This is a genomic window from Bradyrhizobium sp. 141 (assembly GCF_023074055.1).
Classification (GTDB): Bacteria; Pseudomonadota; Alphaproteobacteria; order Rhizobiales; family Xanthobacteraceae; genus Bradyrhizobium.
On record NZ_JADPKR010000005.1, the window covers coordinates 1 to 24,339 of the forward strand.

Genomic DNA, 24,339 nt, shown 5'->3' on the forward strand with positions numbered 1-24,339 from the left:
CGCCCTGCCCGCCCCATCTCGTGCCGACGCTGCCGCGTCCACCGCAGACCCGGCTCGCGACAGTGACGACACAAGATCGCCCCTCTTGGATGAGCCGGGATGGACGACACATACGACAAAACCGAATTTCGGTAAAGTGGAATATTTTTGCGCGGCTGGATTGACAGCGGAGCGACACAGGCACGCTCCGTAGCCCGGATGAGCCAACGGGTCGGCGCGACGCGCCGCCCGATGACAGGCTCCGCGACATCCGGGATCGTTGCGACTGAGGTCCCGGATATCGCTGCGCTCACCCTGGCTAGGGGCGTCGGACATCACTTAAAACGCGCACAAAAAAACACCCGGCGGTTTCCCGCCGGGTGCTCGTCGAAGTGCTTCGACTGATCTTACCAGTTGCGCTGAGCGCGGAGCAGCAGGGTGACGCTGTCCTGATCCTTCAGCTCGTACAGGGCGGCCGGCTTGGCCGTCGTGCCGGCACCAGCGTAACCAACCGTGCCCGAGTACTTCTGGTCGAGACGGGTCCAGTTGAGGTCGCCCGAGAACGTCAGGTTCTTGACCGGGGTCCAGCGGGTGATGATGCCGACCTGGCCGACGGCGAAGTCAGGGTTACAACCCGTGACACCGGCGAGACCGCCGAAGACGCCGCCTGCACCGCCAGCGCCGCAGAGCGCGGTCTTGGCGACCGAGCCGTACTGCGCCTGAGCGTAGGCACCGTAGAGCGCGGTGTTCCAGTAGGGATCCCAGTTGTGGGTGTAAGCACCACGGAAGCCCCAGGTCTTGACGGTTTCCTGCTGGCCGCCCGTGACGAACACGGTGTCCGGAGCATAGGCGAAGCCAACGCTCTGGTAAGCAATGCCCGAGCTGCCGAACATCGAGTAGGAGCTGCCGGCCAGGTTCTGGAAGTTGTAGCGGGTCGCACCGTCGGTGTAGACGCCCGAAATGTTGATCACGTCACCCGCACCAGTCGGGATGTTCTTGATCGACAGAGCGAGCTGAACCGCCCAGCCCCACTTGTCGTCGGGGTGGCCGGTGGCTTCGGTGGCGCCGTAGTAGGCGACGTGGTTGTCATGCGCAGCGACCGACGCCTGGAACATACCCCAAGCCTGGTCGACGCGGACCATACCGACGAGGTTCGGCGAACGCGAGCCGCCGATGGCGTTGGAGCCATACGAGCCGCCGACCATGCCGCCTGCGGTCGCGCCGGTCAGGTTCACGTTGCCCGCCTGATAGTAGGCCGTCGCATCTTCAGCCGAGAACGCCGCCGTCACGCCCTGACCGAAGTCAGCGGTGTAGGTGAACTGGTTGACGCCGGTGACCGTGCCGGAACCGCCGACGAGGCTGTCGATGTTGTTGCCGGGATAGTTGGTCCAGGGCGCGTCGAACTGCGACACGGCCTTACCCATGGTGAAGCCAGCGAACTGGATGAAGGCGTAGTACACGCCGAGCGAACCGCCCGAAGTGTTGCCGTCGGTGCCGTTGATCGACGAACCAACGAGCGCCGGCGTCGCACCGGAGGTGTTGAGGCCGAGGTTGCCGGTATAAACCGTGCTGCCCGTCGCGGAGCCGGAGCCCTGATAGCCGCCGGTCGTCCAGGTGAAGACGCCGTCGAAGAAGGTACGGACGACGCCGTATTCGGTCGCGGTGCGCGTGTCGATGTTGAGATCCTGACGAGCGCGCATCTGGTAGTAGTTGCTGAGACGGTTGTGCGCACCGCCCGGAGAGCCGTTCGAAATGCCGTAATTGCTGTTGGTGTTGAACGCGACTTCGGCGCGCAGATAACCACCCAGCTTGATGCAGGTGTCGGTGCCCGGGATGTAGTAGAAACCGGCGCCGTACAGCGAGCAGATCTTCACGTATTCGACCGCCTTGGCCTTCACGGGAAGATCGGCTGCGAACGCCCCGGAGGCGGCCATCAGGCCGGCAGCCGAGCCGAGCAAAAGCGTCTTCGTCAACTTCATTAGGTAAACCTCCAGGTCGATTCAGGGGGCTCGGCTTCCTCGGAGGACACCGCTTCACCCTCATAATTTCCGTTCAATTCAGATCCGCACTGAAGGTCCGGACTGAAACGACAGTGAGGTGCCCCCCCTCCGTCGTGCCTCACGTATAGTTTATAAAAACAACAGCCTCAATTTATTGATTTGGTGAATTGTCAGTTCAACGAGAGATGTTGCCGGGGAGCAACAGAGCCGATGTGAAGGCTAACTAACGTACTGAATAAAAAGTAAAAAGCCCTCAGGGGGCATCCCGAGGGCTTTCTTGGAGGTCTCACATCGCTGTCCGCCGACGCGGTCAAGAGCAGCAAAGATTGAGTGGGCCGAGACGTAATTGAATTAATTGATTTTTGCAAGCATCGAATCTTTAGACCATTTCCACAATGACGTGTCTGCGGCCCTTGCACGGGCGCAACATAGGAGACGTCCTCGCGATATCCCGATAGAACACTGGTCCAAGAACAATAAAAAAGGATCAACGCCAAACGGGAGGGGCAGCGTGGCATGATCGAGAAGAAGCTCGACAGGGCGATTAGGGACTTCATCTGGAATGTCGTCGAAATTCACTCTCAGCTGGAGGACATCCATACCAGCTGGGCCGGACTGCTGGGCATTACCCAGCCGCAATGGCTGATCTTGATGGCAATCACTGAACTGGACGAAGGGCGTGGCGTCGCCGGCATCGAGATCGCGAACAAGCTGCGGGTCCACCCGGCCTTCGTGACCAACCAGACCAAGACCCTGGAAAAGGGCGGCTTTCTATCGCGGCGGCCGGCAGCGGACGATGCCCGCTTCATTCTGATGTCGCTGACGGCGAAGGCGACGACGGAGATCGAGAAGCTGTCCAAGAGAAAGCTCGCCTTGAATTCGACCATGTTCAACGAGCTCGACGAGAAGAGCCTGGCTGAGCTGAATGCCGCGCTCGCAACGATCGCCAGGAACGCCCGGCTGGCGGCACGATTGCTGGCCATCGACGCGTCGTGATGCGCTGATGCCTGGCTTGGAATCTGCCTGGCCTGGAATCAGCGTCCGAGCCGGGCACCGATGCCGCCGGGCCGCCACGATTGACCTGCACGCGATTCGGGACCGGGCTAAAGGTAGGTCACGGGTTGATGCTGGCGGGCCGTTCCGAGCTTGCTGTCGAGCCAGTCGAAAACGAAGTCGTCGACAGCGATGAAGTTCTCGACCTCGCCGAGCGGATGCAGGACGTTGTTGGGTACGACGACTGAGCAATCAGCTCCACTCTGCCGATAGCCGGCTTGCAGATCGAGAGCATCCTGCTCCCACACCAGGGAACGACTCCCGACGACCATGAGCAGCGGACACGGGAGCCGGCGCGACGGCAGCGACGAACGGGTCGAAGCCGCGTCAGGGACGGCCTGCCCGGAGCCGCTCATCCAGCGAAGCGATGCGCGACGCATGAGCGGGCTCAAAAGGCCGCCGTCACACACCGCGGCCGCGATCCTGCGATCCGAGAGGGCAAGGCGGGATGCATAGCAGGCGCTCGTCCCTTCGCCATAGATCGCGATCCGCCGCGAGTCGACATCGGAGCGAGCTTCCAGATAGTCCAACCAGCACTGGAGCCTGTGCTCCGGCTTGAAGGAGCGATGAACGGTCGAATTGCCGGCATCGACGAGCAGCAGCGACATGCTCCCGCAGAGTGACGCCGGCAACAGCCTGCTCATCATCGAGCCCAAAGTGATGTCCTCGTCACTGACGCAGATGACCGCCGGCGCGGAAGGTCCACGGCGGAGCGCCGGCAGAAAGAAGCCAGCCAACGCTCCCTGATCGAAGCAATCGATCTTGACGCGCTCGATCGCGAGGCCCGCCTCCGCCTCGAAGCCTCTCAGGCTGATGCCGACCTCGCCTGCGAGGTCGGCACTTGCGACATCTTCCGGACAAGACAAGCTTCTGACGACTTCGAGGGCCGTCAGCGAACATAGCCACGCTTCCCGCGCAGTCTGAGCGGAACCAGCGTCGCGCGCAGATTGGGCCAATGTCCGGTAGTCGTCTGCGACCCTCAGCCAGTCCGAAATCCACAGATGCCGATGTGTCTCACGCACGAGCTCTGCGACGGACAGGCTTTCGAAAAATTGAGACGCGCGAGCCCGCAAGCGTGCCAGGCTTTGCCCGGCGCCGTCGCACGATCCGCAAGGCCAATGATCACCTTCCATGTCAGTCGGCTCGGGCACAAAGTCGAGGTCGGCTCAACTCAATCGTCACGTCCAGCTCCATCGCTGATAAACATTAGTTTGCCCGCGCATGCCGCCACGATCAGGGCCTTGTCGTTTCTTGTTGCGATCGGCGAATAGAAATGACTTCACCTTGCCGATGGAAGAGACATGCCTGCCTAGGCCGTCATTGTGAAGCCACGATATGGTGAGCGATGCGGCGGATTGCCGCTTCATCCATGCGCGCTGGCGACGTGACAACATGATGACAGCGATACCGACGTGCTGATCATCAGCGCGCGTAGTGTGACGACGTACGATCGCACCTCACGATGAGCCGGGACGAGCAAGACGGATCGGAATTCGGTAAAGCCGTATGGCGTTGGGCGAGCGGATTGTCAGCGGCACGTGCCGAAGCGAGGGGCCTTGACTCGTCGGGCCACAAACGAAGGCCGGTAGGAGGCGCGCTGCGCAAGCCGGGGGTCCTTGCCGGCCGGCCCTGCCCTTGTATGCATTATCCCAGTTGCCATCCCCGCGCACTTCGCTTTACATGCCGGCAACTCGCCCGCGGATGACGGCCGGGGCTCAAAAATCACACACATTGTCAAAGGGACGGAGCATGGCGCGCAACATATTGATTCTCGGGGCTTCTTACGGCTCGCTGCTGGGCACGAAGCTGTTGATGGCGGGGCACAACGTGACCCTGGTCTGCCGCGCCAAGACCGCGGAGCTGATCAACCGTGAAGGTACCGAGGTGCGCATCAAATTGCGCGACGAGGCGGTGCACCGGGCGATCTTCTCGCGCAACCTGCCCGGCAAGCTCGACGCCGTGACCCCGGCCAATGTCGACCTCTCCCGCTACGATCTTGTCGGCCTTGCGATGCAGGAGCCGCAATACACCAACCACACGGTGCGCGTTCTCATGGTCAAGATCGCCGCGGCGAAGCTGCCGTGCCTGTCGATCATGAACATGCCGCCGCTGCCCTATCTGAAGCGTATCCCGGCGCTCGCCGACATGGATCTGGAAGAGGCCTACACCAATGCGCAGGTGTGGGAGCGGTTCGAGCCCGGGCTGGTGACGCTGTGCTCACCCGACCCGCAGGCGTTCCGTCCGCCGGAAGAAGCCGCGAACGTGCTGCATGTCGGCCTGCCCACCAACTTCAAGGCGTCGATTTTCGCCGACGAGAAACACAACAAGGTGCTGCGCGAATTAGAGGCCGACATCGACGCGGTGACGCTCGACGGCCACGACGTGCCGGTGAAGCTGAAAGTGTTCGACTCGCTGTTCGTGCCGCTGGCGAAATGGTCGATGCTGCTGACCGGCAACTACCGCTGCATCACGCCGAACGAGCCGCAGTCGATCCGCGACGCCGTGCACGGCGACCTCCAGCGCTCGCAGACGATCTACGACCATGTCGACGCCATCGCGCGCCGCCTCGGCGCCGATCCGCAGGACCAGGTGCCGTTCGCGAAATACGCCAAGGCCGCCGAAAGCCTGCTCAAGCCGTCATCGGCCGCGCGCGCGGTCGCGAGCGGCGCGCCCTTCATCGAGCGCGTCGACCTCCTGGTGAAGCTGATCTCGCATCAGCTCGGCGTGCCCAATTCCGAGATCGACCGCACGGTCGAGACCGTGGACCAGAAGCTGAACGAGAAGATCGTGCAGGGCGGATCCGGCGCGCAATAAGCGCGCCGGATCCAGCGAGGCGTGGCTTCAAGCCGTCAGGAAGGATTGAAGCCAGATCAGGCCGGTCACGGCAACCAGCGTGACCGCGCCGACGCGCGTGACCAGGTCGGGATGCCCGAGGCGACGGGCACCACGGCCGAGCGTTGCGCCCAGAGTGATCCACGCAGCGCCAGCCGTAAGAATCTGCAACGCGATCACGCCGAGCCACGGCAGCAAATCAAGCGGCCCGGCCTCGAGCGGCAGGAGCAGGAAGGCGAAGACGATCGCTTTCGGGTTTAGCAGCGTGGCAAGCAGCACCTGGCCAAACCTCACCGGTGCACCGTCACGCCGCTCGCGTGTGTTGACGCGCCAGAGCATGAAGGCGAGGCACAGGATGTAGACGGTGACCGCGACGCGAAGCGCGAGCGCCGCGAGCGGGATGTCGCTGACGATGGGGCCGAGCGCGAGCCGCAGCAAGGCAATTGCCAGCAGATAGCCGCACAGCTCCGCCACCAGCAGATGAAGCGAGCGCGCAATGCCGATCCCCGCGCCCGATGTCGCGAGCAAGGTGTTGGTCGGGCCGGGCACTGCCAGCAGGACATAGGTCGCCGTGAAGAAGGTCAGGAGGGTCATGCGCCTGAGCTAGCAGGCCCCGGGCCAGGTTGATTTGATCTTCATCATCGAATCCGGTCCGCAAGGCCCGGAATCGGCGCGTCTGGTCCGAAACCGACCGTCCCCATGGTCGCCGATTTGCGAAAAATTTGCATCCATGCGAGGTCTGGCCTTACGTAACGGCAGCTGCCGAGATGCCTCGGCAGATACTCCAGATGCCGGTTCCGGGCAGCAGGTTCCGGGTGCCGGCCATGCCGGATGATGGGCGAAAGAACAAGTCATCGAAGATGGATCAATCGACGTTGCAGGTCGTTCGCGCGGTGGAGGCCGGCGCGACAACCATGAAGGGTGTGATCGACGCGACCGGATTGTCCCGTCTCAAGGTCGAGCGCGCGTTGAACACACTGGAGAAGCAGAAGCTGCTCGTTCGCGACGGCCAAGGCTTCAAGGCTGGACAAGGCTTCAAGGCAGCCGGCGTGCCGAAGGCGGCGCCGCTGACCCGACAATGCGGATCGTGCAACGCCTGCTGCGACGTTCTCGAAGTGGCCGCCGTCGACAAGCCGGTGAACCATCTCTGCAAGCACTGGCAGACCGGCACCGGCTGCACCATCTACGACCGCCGCCCCCAGATGTGCCGCTCCTTCGTCTGCGCCTGGCTGCAAGGCCATCTCGACGACGAATGGTTTCCCGCGAAGTCGGGCATCATCGTCCATTTCAGCCAGGATGCCGTGAACGTCACGGTCGACGACCATTGTCCCGATCGCTGGCGTGAGGAGCCGTATTTCAGCAAGCTCGCCGAATGGTCGCTGAACGGGATCAGGCGGATCGGAAACCGGGGCTATGCCACCCTCGTCGTCTCCGGCGAGAACCGGTTCCTGCTGCTCGGGCGCACCGTCGTTCCCGAGCCGACGCTATCAGGCACGGCATTCCTGCCGCTCACGGCCGACACGTTCCGGTTCTGGCGGGCGACATCGCCGGAGCATTTGCAGCGATTGCATGAGCGGATCGCCGAGATCGAGCGGATCAGGCAGGAATTCGGCTCCTGCGCGATCCCCGAGAACGAGGACGACGATCCGCAGGCCCCCTATCGTCCCGCACTTCTACGGCAATCCAATCACGCCTGAACGCCGCCGTGGGCAACGCGGCATGATCAGGGCCCTCCCGCTCGACGCGCCGCGACGGGATTGATAAGCCCCTGTCCGCGAATGACGGGGACTTGAGTCGGGCATGACAGTTGCGATCGAGATGGGGCAGACCACGGCGGGCGCCGCGGCCGCCATGGACCTCGAGGAACTCTTGGCGACCCGCCTCCTCGTGCAGGGCAATTCGGGCTCCGGCAAATCGCATCTGCTGCGGCGGCTGCTGGAGCAGAGCGCGCCCTGGGTGCAGCAGGCCATCATCGACCCCGAAGGCGATTTCGTCACGCTGGCCGAGCGCTTCGGCCATCTCGTGATCGAGGCCGAGGATCACACCGAGCGCGGCCTTCAGGTCGCCGGCGAGCGGGCGCGGCTGCATCGAGTCTCCACCGTGCTCAATCTCGAAGGTCTCGACGCCGAGAATCAGATGCGCCGTGCGGCCGCGTTTCTCGGCGGGCTGTTCGACGTCAACCGCGACCATTGGTATCCGATGCTCGTCGTCGTCGACGAGGCGCAGCTGTTCGCGCCGGCGGTCGCGGGCGAAGTCTCCGACGAAGCGCGAAAACTTTCGCTCGGCGCGATGACCAATTTGATGTGCCGCGGCCGCAAGCGTGGCCTCGCCGGCATCATCGCGACCCAGCGGCTGGCGAAGCTCGCCAAGAACGTCGCGGCGGAAGCCTCCAATTTCCTGATGGGCCGGACCTTCCTCGACATCGACATGGCGCGCGCCGCCGATCTGCTCGGCATGGAACGGCGGCAGGCCGAAGCCTTTCGCGACCTCGAGCGCGGACAGTTCATGGCGCTGGGACCTGCGCTGTCGCGCCGTCCGCTGCGTTTGAACATCGGCCCGACCGCGACCAGCCCGCGCAATTCCACACCGCGGCTGATGCCGCTGCCGGAGGCCGCGCTCGAGGATATGCGCGCCGTGATCCTGGCCGCACCGCCGCCCGATGCCAGCCGGCCGCAGCGACGGCCCGCGCCGGATCTGCTCGAGCAGCTCCGCGCCGCGAAGGCCGCAACGCCGGAGATTCGGCCGGACGTGGTGGAGGTGATGGTCAGCGCCGAGGAGCTCGCCGAGCGGCGCGAGCGCGTGGATCGTACGCTGCGCGCCGTGCTCGCCGAACCCGACGCCGGCTTCCGCGCCATCGGCGTGCTCTATCAGGAGTTCGTGGTCCGCTGCCGCATCGAGGGCCTCGGCTCGGCGGTGCCCGATCTCAACGAATTCCGCCGCATGCTGACGCATGCCCGCGCCGGGCTTGGTGCTGACATCGCCGGGGACGATGCCTGGCAGGACGTGTCGCTGCGCGCCTCGATCCTGCCCGACGACATGCAGGGCGTGTTCATGATGATCGCGCGTGCAGCGAAGGAAGGCTGGCCGTGTCCCGGCGACGCCGCGATCGCGCGGGCCTATGGCTCGCATTCGCTGCGAAGGGCGCAGCGGCTGCTCGGCTATATGGAGGAGCAGGGCCTGATCGTGGTCCAGCTCGACGGTGGCGGGCGCCGGATCGTGACGCTGGTCGAGCTGGCCTGGGCCACGGCCCCCGGCGATCCCAATGGGGACGATCTGCCGGCCGAGCCGGCGCGTAGCGCGGCTTCGGCGTGATAGGAGATGGAGGTCGTCATGCCCGGGCTTGTCCCGGGCATCCACGTTCTTCGTGCCGTGAAGCAAGACGTGGATGGCCGGGTCAAGCCCGGCCATGACGTGGAGAGGTCAGCGCACTGCGTCAGGCAGCCTCGGAGCCGCCGAGATAGGCGTCGCGGATTCGAGGATCGTCCTTCAGCGCCCGCGCCGGGCCTGACAGCACGATCTTGCCGGTCTGGAGCACATAGGCCTCATGCGCGATCTCGAGCGCGAGGCTGGCGTTCTGCTCGACCATGAACACCGAGACGCCTTCCTGGTTGATGGTGCGGATCAGCTCCAGCACGCGGTCGACATAGAGTGGCGACAGGCCCATGGTTGGCTCGTCCATCACGATCATGCGCGGCCGGCTCATCAGCGCCCGCGCCATTGCCACCATCTGCTGCTCACCGCCGGAGAGCGAGCCGGCGCGCTGCGATAGCCGCTGGCCGAGCTTCGGAAACAATGTGAGCATCTTGTCGAGATCCTGCGCGATCGCCTCGCGGTCGTTGCGGACAAAGGCGCCCATCAGGATGTTCTCGCGCACGCTCATGTCCGCGAACAGTCGCCGTGCCTCCGGCACCGAGGCGATGCCGCGGCGCACGATCTGCGGCGTGGAGAGGCCGAGCAGCGAGGCGCCGTCGAAGCTCACCTCGCCGGAGCGCGGCTTCACGAGACCCAAGATAATCTTCATCGTCGTCGACTTGCCGCTGGCATTGCCGCCGAGCAGGCAGACGATATGGCCGCGTGTGACCGATATCGACAGGTCGAAATGGACCTGGGCCTGGCCGTAGAAGGTGTTGACGCCCGTGAGCGCGAGCAGCGGTTCGGCAGAAGCGTTGGTCATGCCGCGCTCTCCTGCTCCGTCGCCAAGCCGTGGCCGAGATAGGCCTCGATCACCTTGGGATCGCCCCGCACCTCCTCGCCCGGCCCTTCCGCGATCTTTTTGCCCTCATCCATGACGACGACGCGGTCGGACAGGCGCATCACCATTTCCAGCTTGTGCTCGATCAGGAGGATGGTCAGCCCTTCCGCCTTGAGTTCGGCGACGAGACCCTGCATCTCCGCGGTCTCGGTCGGATTCATGCCGGCGGTCGGCTCGTCGAGCAGGAGCAGGCGCGGCTTCAGCGCGAGCGCGCGTGCGATCTCGACACGGCGGCGGTTGGCGTAGGAGAGGCTGTAGGCCGGCTGGTCGATCCGCGGCAGCAGCCGCTCGCCGAAGCGGGCGAGAATGGCTTTCATCTCTTCCCGCAGTTTCTCCTCTTCGGCCTTGACGCTTGAGGGGCGCAGCAGCGCGAGACCCAGCTCCAGCAGCGGGCCGATCACCGGCACGGCCGGCTTCACCGCGCGCAGCCGCGTGTGGGCGCCGATCAGGACGTTATCCATGACACTGAGATTGCCGAAGACGCGGCCGAGCTGAAAGGTACGCGCGATGCCTTCGGCAGCGAGCCGCTCCGGCGACAGGCCCGTGACGTCCTGCCCTTCGAAGCTGACAGTACCGGCATCGGGTCGGTCGAGTCCGGTCACGAGATTGAACAGCGTGGTCTTGCCGGCGCCGTTCGGGCCGATGATGCTGATGAGCTCGCCCTTGGCGAGATCGAGATCGATCGCGTCGACCGCGGTGAGGCCGCCGAAGCGCCGCGTCAGCCCGCGCAGCGACAACAGGGATTTCAGTTGCTCCCCCATCAGATCGTCCCCAACAGACCCTGCGGCCTGAACCGCACGAGCAGCAGCAGCACGATGCCGTAGATCAGGATGCGGTACTCGGCCGCGATCCTGAAGAGCTCGGGCAGGCCGACCAGCGCGACCGATCCGACAATCGCGCCGACCACATTGCCGAGGCCGCCCAGGATCACGACGGTCAGCGCCAGGATCGATTGCTGGGTGTTGAAGGTCTCGTGGTTGATGTAGGAATACAGATGCGCCGCAATGCCGCCGCTGATTCCGGCGGCGAACCCGCCGAAGATGAAGGCGAGCGATTTGTAGCGGTTCAGGCTGAGTCCATAGGCGCGCGCGGCGATGTCGTCGTCGCGGATGGCGCGAAAGCTGCGGCCGAGATGCGAGGTGAGCAACCGCCCCTGCAGCAGCGCCAGCACCACCATCACCGCGAAACTGAACCAGTAGATCGAGGTTGGGCTGATCAAATCGTAGCCGAACAGCGACAGCGGCGGGATGCCGGAGATGCCGATCGGCCCGCGCGTGACGCTCTCCCAGTTCAGGATCACCAGCGAGACGATCTCGCCGATGGCGAGCGTCGCGATCGACACATAATGCCCGCGCAGGCGGAACGACGGCGAGATCAGCGCGGTGCCGAGCGCAGCGCTCATCAGGCCACCGCCGATGATGGCGAGGCCGACCGGCACCGAGAACGTCAGCGACAGCAATGCCGAGCTATAGGCGCCGATCGCGAGCAGCGCGGCGTGGCCGAGCGAGACCTGGCCGATCGTGCCCGCAACCAGCGTCAGGCTAAGCGCGAGCATGCCGAGCAGCCAGGCGTTGATCAGGGTCTGGAGCACGTAGAACGAGACCGGGAACAACGGCAGAACCGCGAAACCGCCGGCCGCAACGGCCAGGGCCCAGCGCGGAATGCGCACGGGGCGGCTCGGCGCGATGAACGTGCCGGTGAGCGGCTCGGGCGGCGCCTGCCGCGCGCTGGCGAACAGGCCGTTCGGGCGCAGCACGAGCACGACGACCAGCAGCAGGAACGCGAACAGATTGCGGTAGCTGGTGCCGAACACGGCAACGCCGTAGCTTTCCACCAATCCGAGCAGCAGGCTGCCGATCACCGCGCCAGGCACGTTGCCGGCGCCCCCGACGACTTCCGCGACGACGCCCTTGAGCGTCGCCTGAAGGCTCATCGCGGTGTCGATCTGGTTGTAGTACATGCCGACCAGCATGCCGGAGACGCCGCCGAGCGCGGCCGCGATGCCGAACACCGCCTGATTGACGCGGTTGACGTCGACGCCCATCTGCATCGCGGCGTCGCGATCCTGCGCGGTGGCGCGCACCGCCCAGCCGAGCTTGGAGTAACGCAGGAACACGAACAGCAGCAGCGCGCTGGTGAGGCCGACGCCGGCGATCAGCAGGTCGAGCGGACCGATGGTGCCGCCGCCGACCTGGAAGCGGACGTCCGGCAACTGGCTCGGCAGTGCGCGCGGATTGGGCGAGAAGGTCAGCATCACCAGCTGGTCTAGCACGAAGCTGATGCCGATCGTCGCCAGCAGCGGCGCGATGCGCACCGAGTTCTGCAGCGGACGAAGCCCGAACCGCTCGATGATCAATCCGACGATCGCGGCAGCCACGGCGACCACGATGATGGTGAGCGGCAGCGGCGTATGAAGCTGCACCACCGCCACCCAGCCGATATAGGCGCCGACGAGATAGATCGAGCCCTGCGCAAAGTTGATCAGCCGGCTGACGCCGAAGATCAGCGCGAGCCCGACCGCAACGAGGGCGTAGACATTGCCGACGATCAGCCCGTTGATCGTGTAATCGAGCCAGGAAGACACGCAGCGTTCCTACTGAAGGGAGAACGGGCTGGAGCGATCGCTCCAGCCATGAAGTCAAGTCGGCTTGCCGTCCCAGAGCGCGAACTGGCCCTTGCGGACGACCAGCTCGGCATTCATCGCGCCCTTGACGCGGCGGCTCTCGACGTCGAACGTCGCGGCGCCGAAGATGACGCTGGAGACGTCCTTCACCTTGGCGAAAGCGTCGCGGATGGCGCGGCGATCGGTGCCACCGATCTTCACCACAGCGGCCGCCATGTTCATCGCGTCATAAGAATAGGCATTGAAGGCGTCGGGCTCCTGCCCGCCATACTTTGCCTTGAAGCCGGCGATGAACTTCTTCACCTCCGGCCTGGGATCCTCTGGGAAGTAGCGGGTGCCGAGATGGACGTCCTCGACCGCCTCGCCGCCGAGCTCGATGAATTTCGGTGAGTAGACCGAGCTTGCGGCGCAGATCAGCTGCTTGAGTCCGACCTGCCGCGCCTGGCGCGCGATCAGCGCACCGTCGGAATAATAGGAGATCAGGATCAGGCCGTCCGGACTGGCGTCGCGCACGCGCACCAGCGTGGAGCGGAAGTCGCGCTCCTCCGCGATGTAGCCCTCAGTCACCGCGATCTCGGCGCCGTATTCCTTCGCCGCCTTGACGAAATAGTCGCGGCTGGTGCGGCCCCAATCGGTGTTGAGGTGCAGCACGGCGAGCTTCTTGAGACCGAGACGCTTCACGGCATAGGCCGCCAGCAGCGGCTGCTCGTCGGCCTGACTGACGGACGTGCTCCACATGAAGTCACCGCCCTTGGTGAAGTCGGGATGCGAGTTGGTGAAGCCGAACTGCACGAGGCCGCCGCGCTGGTAGATCGGCGAGGCTGCCATCGAGGCGGGACTCGAGAAATCGCCAAGCTCCATGACGATGCGGGGATCGGAAACGAACTTCTGGGCGATCGCCACCGACTGGCGCGGATCGCTCTGGCTGTCCTCGAATTGGTAGGCAAGCTTGCGGCCGTTGATTCCGCCGGCAGCCGTGATCTCGTCGAGTGCGAGATCAAAACCCTGCTTCCACTGCGTGCCGTATTGCGCGTTCGGTCCCGTGAGCGGACCGCTGACGCCGAGCAGGATCGGTTCGGACGATTGCGCAAAGGCGGCGCGCGAGAAGGTTGCGCCCGCCATCAAGGCGGCGAGCGAGCCCTTGACCAGGGTACGACGATCGATGTTGCTCATGCACGGCTCCATCCACTCAGGTGTTGAAACAAGCAGCAATTCCCATGCCGGCGAGATTGCCTATTTCGAAGGCTCGCCGAGCGACAGCATCAGCCGGTTCGCCCAGTTGAAGAACGAGGCACCATTGATGACGTCGACGATCTCGGCATCGTCGAGCCCAGCGTGGCGCAGCTCGGCGATATTGTCAGGACCGAACGCGATCGGCGTCGCGGCCAGTGCCACCGACGCCTTGACGATGGCGTTCCAGCGCTCACCAAGATCGGCCTCGACGCCTTCGTCGAGCAGGCGCTGCACGTCCTCGCGGCGCTTGGAATAGGTGCTGGCAAAGCGCGCATGCACCGAAGCGCAATAGATGCAACCATTGTAGCGCGAGGTCGCGGCAGCGGCGAGCTCGCGCTCGGCGCGCGGCAGGCCGTCGACGACATTGTAAAAGATGTCCTTGTCGGTCTTGGTGCGGGCTTCCAGCACTTCGGGATCGCGCACCAGGAGGCGGAAATACTCCGACTTGGCGCGGGCGCGATCGACGAGGCCGGCGTAATGCCGTTCGGTCAGCTCGGCCTCGGGCAGCGGATCGATCCACGACACCCAGCCCAGTTCATCCTGGGTAAAGACGACGGGGGGATTAACGGTGGCGCTCATGATTGCGGCCTCCTCTTATGCGTTCGCTGCGGCGAGCGTGCGCAGCCCGCTGACGACGCGCAGCTGAAACGACAGGAACGCGACGAGCTGGGAGAAGGTGACGATGCCGGTGTTCGACCAGCCGGCGTCCAGCAGCGCTTTCATGTCGGCGGACGCGGCATCGCGCGGCCGGAACACCAGGAGATGCGCATGCTCGAGCGCTGCGACGAGCCTGGCGCCAAGCGCCGGCTTGCTCGCCGCGCTCACGCGATAAATCAGGCCGGCGGTGTTCTCGGCCGACAGCGGACCGGCAGGATACGAGCCATACGGCCCCGAGGTCCTGCCTCGCGTAATCTCTGCCTCGATCGCTTCCAGCAGGAGCGCACCATCCTCGTTCGCTGCAAGTTTCTCGCGATAGAAGGCGGCAACGGGGGATTCGCCATGAAGTCCGGTCACGAAGGCTGCGACCGCGGCGCGCTCGGCAAGCGAGAAATCGCTCACGTCGATCGGCTCGAACAGTGAGAGATAGCTCTTCTGCGCATTCTCGCGCGCCTGCAGGCGGCGGGTGCGGATGACGTCCAGACCTGAGCCTGGTTCGATCCCGGCGATCGTGTCGATGATATCCTGCGTACTCATCATTCAGCCTCGTGCAACGCGATGCTCTTCATGTCCGATCAACCCGCCAGCGCCACATCGGGCGCGGTCCGAATCCAGCCCAGCGCGGGCGCAACCTTCTCCGCGACCAGCTCGATCGAGCGCAGGATGTAGGGATGCGGCGCATCGACCGAATGCGCCTGGAAGACGAGGTCGGTCACCCGCTCCAGCGTGGCATCCGCGCGGAGCGAGGCGATGACGTCGTCGGCCGCGCCGACATGGGTGTCGAACGCCGTGATCATCTCCTCCAGCGTCTCGCCCGGCTTGGCGTGGCCGCCCTTGAGAAACTGAGGGAGCGCGCGCCGCAGCCCGATATCGGCAAGGCGCATCGCTTCAGTCCGGTCGTCGGCGACGAAGACGCTGCGCGAGGCCATGATGCGGGGCTCGCATCCCGGCGGCAGCGCTTCCAGATAGGCGTCGATCACCGGATTCTGGATCTCCGCCAGCGTGGCCTTCGGCGCCTCCTTGGTTCGCGGCTGGGTGCGCGACAGCAACAGGCCGTCGCCCGCCTTGCCGGCGCGGGCGCCGCCCGCGACCGAGAACGTGGCCTGCCAGATGCGCTTGTCCAGTTGCGGCCGTTGCGGATAGATCGTATCGCCGCCATCGAGCGGCTTGCCGACCAGGGCGGTGCGGACGACCTCCAGATTGCGCGCAAAAATTTCGTTGCGCTGGGCGCTGTCGAGGCCGAAGGCGGCGAAGGCCGACGGATTGCCGCCGGTGCCGACGCCGAGCTCGAAGCGGCCGTTGCAGAGCAGATCCAGCACCGCCGCATCCTCCGCCACCCGCACCGCGTTCTCCAGCGGCAGCGTGACGATGCCGGTGCCGAGGCGGATGCGCGAGGTTTGGGCTGCGACGTAGCCGAGGAAGGTGAAGGGCGACGGCAGGCCGCCCTCGCGCTCGTGGAAATGATGCTGCGCGATCCACGCGGAATCGAGGCCCGCCTTTTCGGCGCGCACGATCTGCTCGGCCGCGAAGCGGTATCGCTCGGCGGGCGGGGCCTCGTCGAGAAGCCGCGTGAAGAACCCCAGGCGTTTCAGATTTGCAAAGCGTTTCATGCGACCCCTGTCGGGCGAGGATGGCCAGACTGGCGATGATGTCGGTTACTGCTGCTCCAGACAAGCGGGCATTGCGCAAGGCTCATACGCAAGGCACATACGCAAGGCTCATGCGCAACGCTGCGGGATCGCCCCTGCGCTGGAGCAGGGCAGATTGCCTACCAGCTCGGCAGCACTGCGCCCTTGAACTTGGTCAGGACGAACTCCTTGACCTCCGGCGTGTGATAGCTGTCGACGAGGATCTTGACCCAGGGCTTGTCCTTGTCGGCGGCGCGCACGGCGATCAGGTTGACGTAGGGCCCTTTCGGATCCTCGCGCAGGATCGGATCCTTGACCGGATCGAGGCCGGCCTGGGTTGCATAATTGGTGTTGATCGCGGCGGCATCGACATCGTCGAGCGCGCGCGGCGCCTGCGCCGCATCGACCTCGATGAATTTCAGCTTCTTGGGATTCTCGGTGATGTCGAGCACCGTCGGCTTGAAGCCGGTGCCGTCCTTCAACTTGATCACGCCCTTGTCGCGCAGCAGCAGCAGCACGCGGCCGCCATTGGTCGGATCGTTCGGGATCGAGACCTTGCCGCCCTCGGGGATGTCGGCGAAGGCCTTGTGCTTCTTCGAATAGACGCCGATCGGGAAGTTCACGGTCAGGCCGACGGCCTCGATCTTGTAGCCGCGGTCGGCCTTCTGGTTGTCCAGGTAGGGCTGGTTCTGGAACGAATTGGCCTGGATATCGCCGGCATCGAGCGCGGCGTTCGGGACGACATAGTCCGAGAACTCGATGAGCTGGATGTCGAGCCCCTGCTTGGCGGCGATCGGCTTCACCGCCTCGAAGATCTGCGCATGCGGCCCCGGTGTCACGCCGACCTTGATGGTCTCAGCGGCAGCGCCCGCCGACCACGCGGCCAGGATGGTTGCAAGGATCAGGGGAAGGCGAAACGACATCTTGGTCTCCGAAGGTATGCGGCAACGATTGGAACCGTATTCGCTTCTCCGTAGGCCGAAATCAATGAAATGGATATCCATATTGAGTGTCGGGGGCGGGCGCGCTTTCTCCATTCGGCAGCAAACGCGAAATGAATTCGCGGCGGCGGCGACGCCTGCGAAGGGTGAGGCGCATCATGGCCCCCTTTGGCTCGCGCCAAGGCTTCCGCGCTTCTTCAGGCACAATAGCGCGCCGATGTTCGGCGATGCCACGCTGCCTTTTGCCGAAAAAGTCTCGCGTTGGCTGGCGGAGCCGAAGACGGCGGTGGAGCTGCTGACGAACGTGCGCTGATGTCGGTGCTGGTGATCGGTGTTGCCAGCATCAGGTGAGACGGGCGAGCGGACGACGTGCCCGCCGCCTCTATTTCGCCGTCCCGCTTTTGCTCGCGGCGGCATCCGAGCGTCGATCGCCGGCAAGACCAAGCACCATGTCCGAGAATCGCTCGCCCTGCACCAGAACGTGGTCGTGAAGCCGCGTTGCAGCGAGCTGGTCATCCCCGGCACGGATCGCTTCGAGAATCCCGGCGTGCTCCTGGAGCGATTGCAGCAGACGATTGCGCGCCCGAAGCTGAATGCGGCGATAGGCGCTCAAGCGTTTGTGCAGAGCGAACGCCTGATCGGCCAGGAAGCTGTTGCGGCTGGCGCGATAGATCGCTTCGTGAAAATTGCGGTTGTCCGCGTAGTACTGCTCGCTGTCGCCTTCACGCGCGGCGATCTCGCAGGCGCGGTGAGCGGTCTCCATCGCGGCGTCATTGTCCGGAGTCAGCCGACGCGCAGCCAACCGTCCGCAGGCACTTTCGATCTCGGCCATGGTCTCGAACATCTCGAACAGCCGGGTCGGTGTCGGGACGCTGACGATTGCGCCCCGGCGCGGGCGGACATCGATGAAGCCTTCGGCGCCGAGCTGAAGCAGCGCCTCCCGGATGGGGGTACGGGACACCCCGAATCGTTCCGCAAGCGAAGCCTCGTCCAGGCGATCCCCCGGCAGGAATTCCCCTGCAATTACAGCGTCTTCGATCGATTGCTTCAGTCTGAAGGCCTGGCTCATTGTATACATCCGATCCTCCAGTTCCATACCACAGGCTTGACAAAACATACAGCATGCAGTTCATATGTTAATTGTATGCAATATTAGAAATAAAAAATGCAATCTAGCAACGGGAGGTATGGAATGAGGATTTCAAGACGCCAAGCCCTGGCCTTGGGAATCGCGGCCCCGGCGCTGCTCCGCTTCGGAGAGGCGCGCGCGGCCACGGCCCTGAAGATCTCGCACCAGTTTCCGGGAGGGACCGCGACCGAGGGCGACTTCCGCGACCGGCTCTGCCGCCGCTTCGCGGCCCTGATCCAGGAGCGCAGCAAGGGCGGGATGACCGCCGAGATCTATCCGGGGTCGTCGCTGATGAAGACCAACGCCCAGGTCTCGGCGATGCGCAAAGGCGCGCTCGACATGAGCCTCATCCCGATCTCCTACGCCGGCGGCGATCTTCCGGAACTGAACATCGGCCTGATGCCGGGCCTCGTCACCGGTTACGACGAAGGCCTCGGCTGGAAGAACAAGCCGATCGGCCAGGAGTTCAGTAAGTTTCTCGCCGCCAAAGGTCTCGTCATCATCACCTGGATCTGGCAGGCCGGCGGCGTCGCCAGCCGCGCGCGCCCGCTGGTCGAGGTCGGCGATGCCAAGGGCATGAAGGTCCGCGGCGGCTCGCGCGAGATGGATCTCGTGCTCCAGGCTGCCGGCGCCTCGGTGCTGTCGCTGCCCTCCAATGAACTCTATGCGGCGATGCAGACCGGGGCCTGCGATGCAGCCCTCACCTCCTCCACCAGCCTGACCTCGTTTCGCCTGGAGGAGCTCGCCAAGCATCTGACGACGGGCCGGGCCAAGAGCTATTGGTTCATGCTCGAGCCGCTCGTGATGTCAAAGGCCGTGTTCGACCGGCTTTCGAGCGAGGAGCGCGACATCATCATCTCGGTCGGCGCCGAGCTCGAAGGCTTCGGCCGCGCCGCGGCGGTGGAGGACGACGTCCGCGTCGCCAAGGTCTATCAGGCCGCCGGCGCGACGGTGCACGATCTCAGCGACAAGACGGTTCAGGCGTGGCGGGAGCTTGCGCGCGACACCGCCTGGAAGGACTACGCCAACAAGAACGAGAACTGCGCCCGCCTGATCAAGCTTGCCATGGAGGCGGGCTCATGAGCGCGCACGGCATCGACCTCGGCCATTCCGCCGCCGTGACGACGTCGCGACCCGGCTCCCCGGTGGGACGGATCGCCCGCGCGATGACATGGCTCAACAGGGCTATCGTCGTCCTCTGCTCGATCGCGCTCATCGTCGCGAGTTCGATCTTGAGCTACAGCGTGGCCGCGCGCTACTTCTTCAACGCGGCAACCTACTGGCAGGATGAGGCCGCGGTGTTCCTGCTGGTCGGCGCCACGTTCCTGTCCACCGCATTCGTGCAGGCCGGCCGCGGCCATATCGGCATCGAGGCCCTCACCGGCTATCTGTCGAAGCGCGGCAATGCGATCCGGATGCTCGTGGTCGACGCCACGAGCCTGCTGTTCTGCTGCTTCTTCGCCTGGAAATCCTGGACGCTGTTCCACGAAGCCTGGGTCGACGGGCAGGTGTCCGGATCGACGTGGGCCCCGCCGCTATGGATTCCCTACAGCATGATGTCGCTGGGCATGACGCTGATGACGTTGCAGATCGCGCTGCAGCTCGCCACGAGCGTCGACGGATGGAGGAGCAAATGAGCACGTTTGCCGTTGGATTGATGTATGGCGGCGCGACGCTCGCCGTCATGGCCTCGGGCATGCCGATCGCGCTGGCGCTCGGCGCGGTCGCCGTCATCTTCATGTACTTCTTCATGCCCGCCGCATCGCTCGACACGGTGACGCAGAACGTCTACGAGGAGATGGCCTCGATCACACTGCTGGCGATCCCGCTCTTCATCCTGAAGGGCGCTGCGATCGGCAAGTCGAAGGCGGGACAGGACCTCTACAGCGCGCTGCATGTCTGGATGGGCCGCATTCCCGGCGGTCTCGGCATCGCCAACGTCTTTGCCTGCGCGCTGTTCGCCGCGATGGCCGGATCGTCTCCGGCCACCTGCTCGGCGATCGGCTCGGCCGGCATTCCCGAGATGCGCAAGCGCGGCTATTCCGGCGGCTTTGCCGCGGGCGTGATCGCCGCCGGCGGCACGCTCGGCATCCTGCTGCCGCCCTCGATCACCATGATCCTGTACGCAGTCGCCGCCGAACAGTCGCTCGGACGCCTGTTCCTCGCCGGCATCGGGCCGGGCCTGCTGCTGGTGCTGCTGTTTGCGACCTATGCGGTGCTGAGGTTCAAGACTGAATACGCCGCGGCGCAGCGGGCCTATGCGGCCGATCCGGCGCAGCATCCGATCCTGTCGAACGAGCGCTTCACCATGGCGATGCGGTTCGGCGCGCTGCCGCGCGTGCTGCCCTTCGTCGTGCTGCTCAGCGGTGTCATGATCGCGCTCTATGGAGGCTATGCCACGCCGTCGGAAACCGCCGGCCTCGGCGGCATCCTGGCGCTGGTCCTGATCGCTTCGATCTACGGCGTGTGGCGCCCGCGGGATCTCGGCCCGATCCTCGAATCGACCCTGAAGGAATCGACCATGCTGATGCTGATCATCGGCATGTCGCTGCTCTACTCCTACGTGATGAGCTATCTGCACATCAGCCAGGGCGCGGCGCAGGCGATCGTCGCGATGCAGCTGTCGCGATGGGTGCTGCTGGGCGCGATCCTGGTGCTGGTGGTCGTGCTCGGCTTCTTTCTGCCGCCGCTCTCGATCATCCTGATGACCGCGCCGATCATCCTGCCACCGCTCAAGGACGCAGGCTTCGACCTGATCTGGTTCGGCGTCGTGATGACGATCGTGATGGAGATGGGCCTCATTCATCCGCCGGTGGGCCTCAACATCTTCGTCATCAGGAACATCGCGCCCGACATTCCGCTCCGCGACGTGATCTGGGGAACGCTGCCGTTCGTCCTGCTGATGGCGTTCGCGGTCGTCCTGCTCTGCCTGATGCCGTCGATTTCCACCTTTCTGCCCAACCTGGTGATGGGTCCACCATCGCGATAACAGAGGAGGCACGACCCATGCTGAACGACATCCGATCCGGCCGCATCGCCACGCCCGAATTCCTGCACGGGCTGATCGACACGTTGACGCAACGTGGCCGCGCAGTCCTGGGCATGAAGGCGGAGCGCGACGCGAGCGAGAACCGCGATCTCGCGCTGCTGGGCGAAGCGCTGCTGTCCCGGCGCGGCGAAGCCTCCGGCGTCGCGATTGCGCAATCGCTGCTTGCGGCCTTCGAGCAGGCGGCCGAGCCGGAGCGGCTGAAATTCCTCGCCTCACTCGCCGATCGGTTCGGGCCCGACCGTCGTGCGATCGAGCTTGCGATCGCCGCCTACCAGCGCAAGGAGGGCGGCGACGGCGCCAAGCTCGAGGCACTGCACGCCGCCGCGGAGCCACGCCGGCAGGAACTGATCCGGCGCCTCAATCTCGCCCCCGGCGGAACGGCATCGCTGGTGCGGATGCGCGAGGTGCTGCTCTCGCTGCTGCGCGAGCATCCCGAGCTCCAGGCGGTCGACGACGATTTCGTCCACCTGTTCTCGTCCTGGTTCAACCGGGGTTTTCTGGTGCTGCGGCCGATCGACTGGACCACCTCGGCGAACATTTTGGAGAAGATCATCCGCTATGAGGCGGTTCACGCCATCCAGGACTGGGATGACCTGCGCAACCGGCTCGAGCCGCCGGACCGCCGCTGCTATGCATTCTTTCATCCGCAGCTGGTCGACGAGCCGCTGATCTTCGTCGAGGTCGCGCTCACCAGGGAGATTCCGGGCGCGATCGGCCCGCTGCTAGACAAGCCGCGCCAGGCGATCGCCGCACGCGAGGCGACGACCGCCGTGTTCTACTCGATCTCGAACACGCAGAAGGGCCTCGCCGGCGTCTCGTTCGGCAATTTCCTGATCAAGCAGGTGGTGCAGGACCTCGCCCGCGAGCTGCCGAACCTGAAGACCTTCGTCACCCTGTCGCCGGTACCCGGCTTTGCCGGCTGGGTCCGGCGCGAGCTCAAGGCCGAGGCCTCCGACGCGATCGACGAGGACACGCGCCGTGCGCTGGCCGCGCTCGACGAGGGCGGCGACATCGCGAAGGCGAAAGACGCCATCACCGCGCTCGCCGCCTATTACTTCCTCAAGGCGAAGCTGCCGTCGGGCAAGCCGGTCGATCCGGTCGCCCGCTTCCACCTCGGCAACGGCGCCCGGCTGGAGCGGCTGAATTTCCTCGGCGATGCCTCCGCCAAGGGCATGAAGCAGTCTCACGGCCTGATGGTCAATTACCTCTACGCGCTCGATCACATCGAAGCGAACCACGAAGCCTTCGCGGAAGGCGGCTCCGTGGTGGCGTCCGACAAGGTGAAGAAGGCGCTGCGCGCCAGATTGGCCTCGCGCGACCTCGTTCCCAGTCCTCACACCACCTCGCAACGGAAGATCTCGCCATGACCTCGAACCTGTTTGACCATCTGCTCGCCGGCGCGGAGTCCGACCTTTCCATCTGCATCGAGAAAGACGACGGCACGGCGTTGAGCTATGCCGATCTCACGGCCCTCAGCGGAAGGTTTGCGAATTTCCTCAGCCGAAACGGCATCGGCCCGGACCACCGCGTCGCGGCAAAGGTCGAGAAATCGGTCGAGGCTGTGGCGCTCTATCTGGCAACGCTGCGTGCTGGCGCGGTCTACCTGCCGCTCAACACCGCCTATACGCCGACCGAGACCGAATATTTCATTCGCGACGCGCAGCCGACATTGATCGTGTGCGATCCGAGGGAGGAAGCCGAGCTGCGCTCCATCGCCGCCAAGGCGGGCGGCCGGGTCGAGACGCTCGACCACCACGGCAAAGGCTCGCTCGCCGACGCCGCGGCAAGCTTCCCGGCCGGCTTCGATACCGTGCCGAGGGGGGCCGACGATCTCGCAGCCATTCTCTACACCTCGGGCACGACCGGCCGCTCCAAGGGAGCCATGCTGACGCACGGCAATCTGGCCTCGAACGCCCTGACGCTGGTCGACAAATGGCGCTATTCGCGCAAGGACGTGCTGATCCATGCCCTGCCGATCTACCACGTTCACGGCCTCTTCGTGGCCTGCAATGTCACCTTCGCCGCGCGCGGGCGCATCCTGTTCATGCAGAAGTTCGACGTCGAACGCATCCTGGCGACGATGGCGCGCAGCACGGTGCTGATGGGCGTGCCGACCTTCTATGTCCGCCTGCTCGAGAGCGCGAATTTGAACGAGCGCACGACGGGCAATATGAGGCTGTTCGTCGCCGGCTCCGCGCCTCTTTTGGCCGAGACCCACCGCGCCTGGAAGGCACGGACCGGACACGCGATCCTGGAGCGCTACGGCATGACCGAAACCGGGATGATCGCCTCCAATCCCTACGAGGGCGCGCGCATCGCGGGCTCGGTCGGCCGGCCGCTTCCCGCGGTCGAGGTTCGCGTCGCCGATCCCGAGACGGGCGCCATCCTGCCGGTTGGTGACGTCGGCATGATCGAGGTGAAGGGGCCCAACGTGTTCGCCGGCTACTGGAACATGCCGGACAAGACCGCCGCCGAATTCCGCAGCGACGGCTTCTTCATCACCGGCGACCTCGGCAAGCTCGATGCGGACGGCTACCTCCACATCGTCGGCCGCGGCAAGGATCTCATCATCACCGGCGGCTTCAACGTCTACCCGAAGGAGATCGAGACCGAGATCGACGCCATCCCCGGCGTGTCGGAAAGCGCCGTCGTCGGCGTGCCGCACGCCGATTTCGGCGAAGGCGTCACCGCCGCCGTGGTCCGCTCGCCCGACTCCTCAGTGGACGAGCGCGCCATTCTCGACGCGCTGGCCGGGCGCCTTGCGAAATTCAAGCAGCCCAAGCGCATCATCTTCGTCGAGACCTTGCCGCGCAACACCATGGGCAAGGTGCAGAAGAATCTGCTGCGCGAGCGCTTCGCCGCCATCTACACGACCAAGGCGGGTTAGATCGCGCGCCTGGTGTGCGGCCGGAGAACCTGCTTCCGGTCAGCGAGGTCGCATTGAAGTGGGGCTTTACCCACAT

At 64.9% G+C, this 24,339-nt stretch carries 22 protein-coding genes; 10 read left to right on the plus strand and 12 right to left on the minus strand.

Annotation, left to right across the window (positions count from 1 at the left end):
- Nucleotides 1-386: 386 nt before the first annotated feature.
- A complete protein-coding gene (locus tag IVA81_RS01800) occupies nucleotides 387-1,958 on the minus strand; it encodes a porin (protein ID WP_247311353.1) in 1,572 nt (523 codons plus the stop codon).
- A 537-nt stretch (nucleotides 1,959-2,495) separates the two neighbouring features.
- On the opposite strand from IVA81_RS01800, the gene IVA81_RS01805 reads away from it, so the two are divergent.
- Nucleotides 2,496-2,975, plus strand: coding sequence for a MarR family transcriptional regulator (locus IVA81_RS01805; protein WP_247311356.1), 480 nt, complete (start codon nucleotides 2,496-2,498; stop codon nucleotides 2,973-2,975).
- A 107-nt stretch (nucleotides 2,976-3,082) separates the two neighbouring features.
- On the opposite strand, the gene IVA81_RS01810 is transcribed toward IVA81_RS01805, so the two are convergent.
- The gene (locus tag IVA81_RS01810; protein ID WP_247311360.1) at nucleotides 3,083-3,898 is read right to left on the minus strand and encodes an alpha/beta hydrolase; all 816 of its coding nucleotides are present in this window, start codon (nucleotides 3,896-3,898) and stop codon (nucleotides 3,083-3,085) included.
- 883 nt (nucleotides 3,899-4,781) lie between these two features.
- Here IVA81_RS01810 and IVA81_RS01815 point away from each other — a divergent pair.
- Nucleotides 4,782-5,846: a 2-dehydropantoate 2-reductase gene (locus IVA81_RS01815; protein WP_247311363.1), complete on the plus strand. Its 1,065-nt coding sequence runs from the start codon at nucleotides 4,782-4,784 to the stop codon at nucleotides 5,844-5,846.
- A gap of 27 nt (nucleotides 5,847-5,873) precedes the next feature.
- Here IVA81_RS01815 and IVA81_RS01820 read toward each other — a convergent pair whose 3' ends face one another.
- Nucleotides 5,874-6,458: a hypothetical protein gene (locus IVA81_RS01820; protein ID WP_247311366.1), complete on the minus strand. Its 585-nt coding sequence runs from the start codon at nucleotides 6,456-6,458 to the stop codon at nucleotides 5,874-5,876.
- 266 nt (nucleotides 6,459-6,724) lie between these two features.
- On the opposite strand from IVA81_RS01820, the gene IVA81_RS01825 reads away from it, so the two are divergent.
- The gene (locus IVA81_RS01825) at nucleotides 6,725-7,561 is read left to right on the plus strand and encodes a YkgJ family cysteine cluster protein (protein WP_247311369.1); all 837 of its coding nucleotides are present in this window, start codon (nucleotides 6,725-6,727) and stop codon (nucleotides 7,559-7,561) included.
- Nucleotides 7,562-7,664: 103 nt separating this feature from the next.
- On the plus strand, nucleotides 7,665-9,176 hold the full coding sequence (locus IVA81_RS01830; protein WP_247311372.1) for an ATP-binding protein: 1,512 nt from the start codon (nucleotides 7,665-7,667) through the stop codon (nucleotides 9,174-9,176).
- 121 nt (nucleotides 9,177-9,297) lie between these two features.
- Here IVA81_RS01830 and IVA81_RS01835 read toward each other — a convergent pair whose 3' ends face one another.
- The 8 genes from IVA81_RS01835 to IVA81_RS01870 form a co-directional block, all read right to left on the minus strand.
- Nucleotides 9,298-10,038, minus strand: coding sequence for an ABC transporter ATP-binding protein (locus IVA81_RS01835; RefSeq protein WP_247311375.1), 741 nt, complete (start codon nucleotides 10,036-10,038; stop codon nucleotides 9,298-9,300).
- On the minus strand, nucleotides 10,035-10,877 hold the full coding sequence (locus IVA81_RS01840; protein WP_247311378.1) for an ABC transporter ATP-binding protein: 843 nt from the start codon (nucleotides 10,875-10,877) through the stop codon (nucleotides 10,035-10,037). Before IVA81_RS01840 ends, IVA81_RS01835 begins: the two co-directional genes overlap by 4 nt.
- Nucleotides 10,877-12,700 carry an ABC transporter permease gene (locus IVA81_RS01845; protein ID WP_247311381.1) on the minus strand — a complete coding sequence of 608 codons (1,824 nt, stop codon included), beginning with the start codon at nucleotides 12,698-12,700 and terminating at the stop codon, nucleotides 10,877-10,879. The genes IVA81_RS01840 and IVA81_RS01845 overlap by 1 nt, the downstream gene beginning before the upstream one ends.
- Nucleotides 12,701-12,754: 54 nt before the next feature.
- On the minus strand, nucleotides 12,755-13,912 hold the full coding sequence (locus IVA81_RS01850) for an ABC transporter substrate-binding protein (protein WP_247311384.1): 1,158 nt from the start codon (nucleotides 13,910-13,912) through the stop codon (nucleotides 12,755-12,757).
- A 60-nt stretch (nucleotides 13,913-13,972) separates the two neighbouring features.
- Nucleotides 13,973-14,551 (minus strand): alkylhydroperoxidase domain protein, encoded by a 579-nt coding sequence (locus IVA81_RS01855; RefSeq protein ID WP_247311387.1) that lies wholly within the window; start codon nucleotides 14,549-14,551, stop codon nucleotides 13,973-13,975.
- Between the two features lie 15 nt (nucleotides 14,552-14,566).
- Entirely contained in the window at nucleotides 14,567-15,169 is a 603-nt protein-coding gene (locus IVA81_RS01860; protein WP_247311391.1) for a CMD domain protein, read from the minus strand.
- Between the two features lie 35 nt (nucleotides 15,170-15,204).
- Nucleotides 15,205-16,239: a putative FMN-dependent luciferase-like monooxygenase gene (locus IVA81_RS01865; protein ID WP_247311393.1), complete on the minus strand. Its 1,035-nt coding sequence runs from the start codon at nucleotides 16,237-16,239 to the stop codon at nucleotides 15,205-15,207.
- Between the two features lie 158 nt (nucleotides 16,240-16,397).
- Nucleotides 16,398-17,180, minus strand: coding sequence for a MetQ/NlpA family ABC transporter substrate-binding protein (locus IVA81_RS01870; RefSeq protein WP_247311396.1), 783 nt, complete (start codon nucleotides 17,178-17,180; stop codon nucleotides 16,398-16,400).
- A 64-nt stretch (nucleotides 17,181-17,244) separates the two neighbouring features.
- On the opposite strand from IVA81_RS01870, the gene IVA81_RS01875 reads away from it, so the two are divergent.
- Complete coding sequence (locus IVA81_RS01875; protein WP_247311399.1) at nucleotides 17,245-17,511, plus strand: hypothetical protein; 267 nt, start codon at nucleotides 17,245-17,247, stop codon at nucleotides 17,509-17,511.
- 69 nt (nucleotides 17,512-17,580) lie between these two features.
- On the opposite strand, the gene IVA81_RS01880 is transcribed toward IVA81_RS01875, so the two are convergent.
- On the minus strand, nucleotides 17,581-18,267 hold the full coding sequence (locus IVA81_RS01880; protein ID WP_247311402.1) for a GntR family transcriptional regulator: 687 nt from the start codon (nucleotides 18,265-18,267) through the stop codon (nucleotides 17,581-17,583).
- Nucleotides 18,268-18,390: 123 nt separating this feature from the next.
- Here IVA81_RS01880 and dctP point away from each other — a divergent pair, with 123 nt between their 5' ends.
- Genes dctP through IVA81_RS01905 form a run of 5 tightly spaced genes read left to right on the plus strand, consistent with a single transcriptional unit; the run spans nucleotide 18,391 to nucleotide 24,263 of the window.
- Nucleotides 18,391-19,410 carry a TRAP transporter substrate-binding protein DctP gene (gene dctP / locus IVA81_RS01885; RefSeq protein WP_247311404.1) on the plus strand — a complete coding sequence of 340 codons (1,020 nt, stop codon included), beginning with the start codon at nucleotides 18,391-18,393 and terminating at the stop codon, nucleotides 19,408-19,410.
- Entirely contained in the window at nucleotides 19,407-19,964 is a 558-nt protein-coding gene (locus IVA81_RS01890; protein WP_247311407.1) for a TRAP transporter small permease, read from the plus strand. The genes dctP and IVA81_RS01890 overlap by 4 nt, the downstream gene beginning before the upstream one ends.
- Nucleotides 19,961-21,316 carry a TRAP transporter large permease gene (locus IVA81_RS01895; protein ID WP_247311410.1) on the plus strand — a complete coding sequence of 452 codons (1,356 nt, stop codon included), beginning with the start codon at nucleotides 19,961-19,963 and terminating at the stop codon, nucleotides 21,314-21,316. The genes IVA81_RS01890 and IVA81_RS01895 overlap by 4 nt, the downstream gene beginning before the upstream one ends.
- 17 nt (nucleotides 21,317-21,333) lie before the next feature.
- Nucleotides 21,334-22,743: a malonyl-CoA decarboxylase gene (locus tag IVA81_RS01900; protein ID WP_247311412.1), complete on the plus strand. Its 1,410-nt coding sequence runs from the start codon at nucleotides 21,334-21,336 to the stop codon at nucleotides 22,741-22,743.
- Nucleotides 22,740-24,263, plus strand: coding sequence for a malonyl-CoA synthase (locus IVA81_RS01905; protein WP_247311415.1), 1,524 nt, complete (start codon nucleotides 22,740-22,742; stop codon nucleotides 24,261-24,263). The genes IVA81_RS01900 and IVA81_RS01905 overlap by 4 nt, the downstream gene beginning before the upstream one ends.
- Nucleotides 24,264-24,339: the final 76 nt, after the last annotated feature.

What these genes read in the sequence shown, in the direction of transcription:
- IVA81_RS01800 (WP_247311353.1), bottom strand. Translation starts at nt 1,958, where the DNA reads ATGAAGTTGACGAAGACGCTTTTGCTCGGCTCGGCTGCCGGCCTGATG.
- IVA81_RS01805 (WP_247311356.1), top strand. Translation starts at nt 2,496, where the DNA reads ATGATCGAGAAGAAGCTCGACAGGGCGATTAGGGACTTCATCTGGAAT.
- IVA81_RS01815 (WP_247311363.1), top strand. Translation starts at nt 4,782, where the DNA reads ATGGCGCGCAACATATTGATTCTCGGGGCTTCTTACGGCTCGCTGCTG.
- IVA81_RS01820 (WP_247311366.1), bottom strand. Translation starts at nt 6,458, where the DNA reads ATGACCCTCCTGACCTTCTTCACGGCGACCTATGTCCTGCTGGCAGTG.
- IVA81_RS01825 (WP_247311369.1), top strand. Translation starts at nt 6,725, where the DNA reads ATGGATCAATCGACGTTGCAGGTCGTTCGCGCGGTGGAGGCCGGCGCG.
- IVA81_RS01830 (WP_247311372.1), top strand. Translation starts at nt 7,665, where the DNA reads ATGACAGTTGCGATCGAGATGGGGCAGACCACGGCGGGCGCCGCGGCC.
- IVA81_RS01835 (WP_247311375.1), bottom strand. Translation starts at nt 10,038, where the DNA reads ATGACCAACGCTTCTGCCGAACCGCTGCTCGCGCTCACGGGCGTCAAC.
- IVA81_RS01840 (WP_247311378.1), bottom strand. Translation starts at nt 10,877, where the DNA reads ATGGGGGAGCAACTGAAATCCCTGTTGTCGCTGCGCGGGCTGACGCGG.
- IVA81_RS01850 (WP_247311384.1), bottom strand. Translation starts at nt 13,912, where the DNA reads ATGAGCAACATCGATCGTCGTACCCTGGTCAAGGGCTCGCTCGCCGCC.
- IVA81_RS01855 (WP_247311387.1), bottom strand. Translation starts at nt 14,551, where the DNA reads ATGAGCGCCACCGTTAATCCCCCCGTCGTCTTTACCCAGGATGAACTG.
- IVA81_RS01860 (WP_247311391.1), bottom strand. Translation starts at nt 15,169, where the DNA reads ATGATGAGTACGCAGGATATCATCGACACGATCGCCGGGATCGAACCA.
- IVA81_RS01865 (WP_247311393.1), bottom strand. Translation starts at nt 16,239, where the DNA reads ATGAAACGCTTTGCAAATCTGAAACGCCTGGGGTTCTTCACGCGGCTT.
- IVA81_RS01870 (WP_247311396.1), bottom strand. Translation starts at nt 17,180, where the DNA reads ATGTCGTTTCGCCTTCCCCTGATCCTTGCAACCATCCTGGCCGCGTGG.
- IVA81_RS01875 (WP_247311399.1), top strand. Translation starts at nt 17,245, where the DNA reads ATGAAATGGATATCCATATTGAGTGTCGGGGGCGGGCGCGCTTTCTCC.
- IVA81_RS01880 (WP_247311402.1), bottom strand. Translation starts at nt 18,267, where the DNA reads ATGAGCCAGGCCTTCAGACTGAAGCAATCGATCGAAGACGCTGTAATT.
- dctP (WP_247311404.1), top strand. Translation starts at nt 18,391, where the DNA reads ATGAGGATTTCAAGACGCCAAGCCCTGGCCTTGGGAATCGCGGCCCCG.
- IVA81_RS01890 (WP_247311407.1), top strand. Translation starts at nt 19,407, where the DNA reads ATGAGCGCGCACGGCATCGACCTCGGCCATTCCGCCGCCGTGACGACG.
- IVA81_RS01895 (WP_247311410.1), top strand. Translation starts at nt 19,961, where the DNA reads ATGAGCACGTTTGCCGTTGGATTGATGTATGGCGGCGCGACGCTCGCC.
- IVA81_RS01900 (WP_247311412.1), top strand. Translation starts at nt 21,334, where the DNA reads ATGCTGAACGACATCCGATCCGGCCGCATCGCCACGCCCGAATTCCTG.
- IVA81_RS01905 (WP_247311415.1), top strand. Translation starts at nt 22,740, where the DNA reads ATGACCTCGAACCTGTTTGACCATCTGCTCGCCGGCGCGGAGTCCGAC.